Below are 3,255 nucleotides of genomic sequence, written 5' to 3' on the forward strand. Positions count from 1 at the left end.
CAGATCATCGCGTCGGTCGGCGGCAATCTGCTGCTGGAGAGCTTGCAGGACAGCAGCAAGTACGACTCCAAGAACAAGAGCGCCGGGTTCGGGCTAAGCCTGTGCATCCCGCCGTACTGCATGGGCTCGAGCAGCGTGTCGGCCAATGCCAGCACCGGCAAGATGAACAGCGACTTCAAGTCCGTCACGGAACAGGCGGGCCTATGGGCAGGCGACGGCGGGTTCCTGATCGACGTCAAGAACAACACCACGCTGATCGGCAGCGTCATCGCCAGCAGTGACCGCGCGGTAGCCGATGGCTTGAACAAGCTGACGACCGGCACGCTGGTCACGGAGGACCTGAAGAACACCGCCAAATACAGCGGCAGCCAGGTGTCTATTGGGGGAGGCTTCGGCTTTGGCGGCGACGCCAAGGCGGGCGACTCGGGCCTGGGCACCACCAAGGGCGGCCAAGTTGCCGGTGGTGCGACCAAGGACGCGGGCTCGTCGATATCGACAGGCAGCAGCGGCTTCGGCATGGGCACGCCGGTGGTCGTGGCAGCCAGCGGCAACAGCAGTTCGACCACGCAAAGCGGCATCAGCGGCGGCACGATCGTCATTCGTGACGAGGCGGGGCAGCTGGCGCTGACCGGCAAGACGGCGGCGGAGACGATCGCGTCGTTGAATCGGGACACGTCGGACACGTTGAACGCGCTGAAGCCGATCTTTGACAAGGAGAAGATTGAGGCGGGGTTTGAGATTGCGTCGGAAGCTAGCAAGCAGATGGGGCAGTTTCTGACGAATCGGGCGAAGGAAACACTAGACGCGAAGGAGCGTTCGGAAGACAAATCGCTCTCCTATGCGGAGCGTGCCAAAGCCGCGCAGGAATACGCCGACCTTGAAAGTAAGTGGGGCGCTCAAGGAACTTATAGCCAGTGGGGCACGGTCATTCTGGGCGCGGCCAGTGGCAATGTCATGGGAGGCACTGGGCAGTTCATCCAGGCCGCTACCGTCAACTATCTGCAAACCCTGGGCGCCGCCCAGATCAAGGAGTTGAGCGGGGTGTTGGGCGGGGAAGGTTCCGTCGGGCATGCCGCGCTACACGCGGTGCTGGGTTGCGCCGGAGCTGCCGCCCAAGGCGCATCTTGCGGTGCGGGTGGGGCAGGCGCGCTGTCCGGCGTGGTCTTGAGCAAATTGCTGGATAGCGTTGACGATGTCAATCGCAAGAAGCTGACGCCTGAAGAGGAACAAGCGCGCGTCAACCTGATAAGCAGCATCGTCGCGGGTATCGCGGCATCAATCGATCCCACGGCAGCGGTGCCGGCAGAGGTCGCGGCGCGTATAGAGGTGGAGAACAACAGCCGCTATATGAACCTCGACAAGGTCGCCCGCATGAAGGCGGAGGTGACAGCGAAAGCGATCGCCACCTGCGCCAATGACAATAGCTGCTTGCAAGCGGAGTTCGATCGAGCCGATAAGATGGCGGCTGCGTATGACGTGGCGCTTATGCTGCGACACTATCCGCAACTGAGCAAGGAAAAGGCCGACACACTTGCGCAAGCCGTGCTCGATCTGGCCCCGGGGGTGTCAAACGCTAGCGCGTTGTATGAACTCTTGACAGGAAAGACGGCGACAGGGGATGAGGCGAATCGTTACTTTGCAGCGATTGGTCTGGTGCCGGTGCTTGGTGGCATTATCAAGAAGGGCGGACAAGCGGTCCATGTGTTTGCGGACGCGGATAAAGCGCTTGATGTTGCGAAGGTGGGGGGGAAGGTTGAGGTAGGAGGCGCAAAAGCGACAGGCCAGACCGGTGTAAGCGCGCCGACTGGCGGGAGTCCTATTGTCGACAATGACCCTAAGCTTCTAACTCATGTCCCTGCAACGAAGTTCTTCAAGGGTGATGAAGCGATTCAGCACTTTGTAAAGCATAGTTCAGAATTGATGGATGCCTTTGGTCGGAGTTCTTATAATCTTAAGAATTATTTAGATGATGCAAATAATGTAATTAAAAACGGAACATTTGTTCCAGAGATGAATGGTTATGTAAGGCTGATTGGCGGCGAAGGAAGCGCTAAATATGGGTTTGTAGGCCTCGATAGGGCGACAGGAAATATAACTACATTCCATGTTAAGTCTGTAAGTGAGTTGGCAAGAAAAGCACCTAGCTTAGGGTTTTCTAAATGATAGTTAAGCGGCGTGAATGGATTTCAAAAGATGCGCAAGAGGCAATGCTGATCATTGGCGACGAAAATTTTGAGTGCGTGGCTTTCTCTCACCCATGCAGCATGCAGGTGGGGGATCACCTGCATGAGCCTTTGCTTGCCATCTCGATTAGGAGGGTAATCAAGGAGAAATTAAATACTCAGCCAATCATGCAACGTTTAGGTGAGAGTTTTGCTCATGAAATTTTGGCTGAGGTGGTTGATGTAAAAAATAGGTTAGTAGTGGTTGGCTCAGTTGTCGTTGAATTAGACGGTGTTTTGCCCGGAGATATTGGCGTCGGGGATTTTATTCGGTTTTCCTGTGGTCGTCTTGATGTGATTTCCTAGTTCGAATTAGGGTGTCAGACTGCATTTTTTTGAGAGATGTAGTCTGACACCTTTTTTCTTCTTTTAAACTATCGGATGGCACCGTTAATATTGGGCGTATTCATGAGGCAAATTGAATTGAGGGAAGTGGAAATAATCCAGCTTCTGGCTCGGGTTGCTGGTGTTCAATTTATATTGCCCACCCATCAGCTTGTTTGGGTGGTGAATCCGGAAATGAAGTCGATTCGCGCTGACTATTGCCAGAAAGATGTGCGGGTGTATTCCGTGGCGTCCTGCGAGTTTAGTGATGAGGACGGAGTCTCTATCATTGCGACATTGTTGTTGACCGAGGACAGAAGATTTGGTGAGTTGGATTTTTGGAAAGTTAATGATGAGCCCCTTATAAGATTGCCGTCTCCAGATGGCACTTTCAAACCGGCAGGTGGCTAGTAATGTTTAGTCGGGATTAAGTACCGTCTTGCCTGTCAAGCGTTTAGACGTAATTAGGGTGGTATGGTGAGAAAATTAAGGTGTCAGACTACATTCTTGAGAAATGTAGCCTGACATTTTTTTTCCCCAGCATCGGCATCGGCTATTCGACCGGTGGCCAGCAGAACGGCTTCACCCTCGAACTGGGCGCCTCGGTCGGCCGGGGCAACGCCAACGGCCGCGATGAAAGCTGGACCAACAGCAACATCACGGCGGGCAACGTGCTGGCGATGCAGTCGGGCGGCGACACCACGCTCAA

4 protein-coding genes are annotated in these 3,255 nt (G+C 54.8%); all 4 read left to right on the plus strand.

Translation table 11 applies throughout. The features are described 5' to 3' along the window. Positions 1-2,163, plus strand: a 2,163-nt coding sequence (locus CEY09_RS31640; protein ID WP_234818451.1) for a pre-toxin TG domain-containing protein, incomplete at its 5' end; no start/stop codon positions are given. Continuing rightward, on the plus strand, positions 2,160-2,528 hold the full coding sequence (locus CEY09_RS31645) for a hypothetical protein (protein WP_088591665.1): 369 nt from the start codon (positions 2,160-2,162) through the stop codon (positions 2,526-2,528). The genes CEY09_RS31640 and CEY09_RS31645, both read left to right, overlap by 4 nt. 102 nt (positions 2,529-2,630) lie before the next feature. Then, on the plus strand, positions 2,631-2,957 hold the full coding sequence (locus CEY09_RS31650; RefSeq protein WP_143219600.1) for a DUF6984 family protein: 327 nt from the start codon (positions 2,631-2,633) through the stop codon (positions 2,955-2,957). Positions 2,958-3,037: 80 nt separating this feature from the next. After that, positions 3,038-3,255 (plus strand): hemagglutinin repeat-containing protein (locus tag CEY09_RS31655; RefSeq protein ID WP_143219601.1); only part of this gene is annotated, 218 nt, incomplete at its 3' end.

The organism is Achromobacter marplatensis (assembly GCF_002209535.1).
Lineage (GTDB): Bacteria > Pseudomonadota > Gammaproteobacteria > Burkholderiales > Burkholderiaceae_B > Achromobacter > Achromobacter marplatensis.

Bases quoted from the DNA above. Each gene is read 5' to 3' on its own strand.
- CEY09_RS31645 (WP_088591665.1), top strand. From the start codon at position 2,160: ATGATAGTTAAGCGGCGTGAATGGATTTCAAAAGATGCGCAAGAGGCA.
- CEY09_RS31650 (WP_143219600.1), top strand. From the start codon at position 2,631: ATGAGGCAAATTGAATTGAGGGAAGTGGAAATAATCCAGCTTCTGGCT.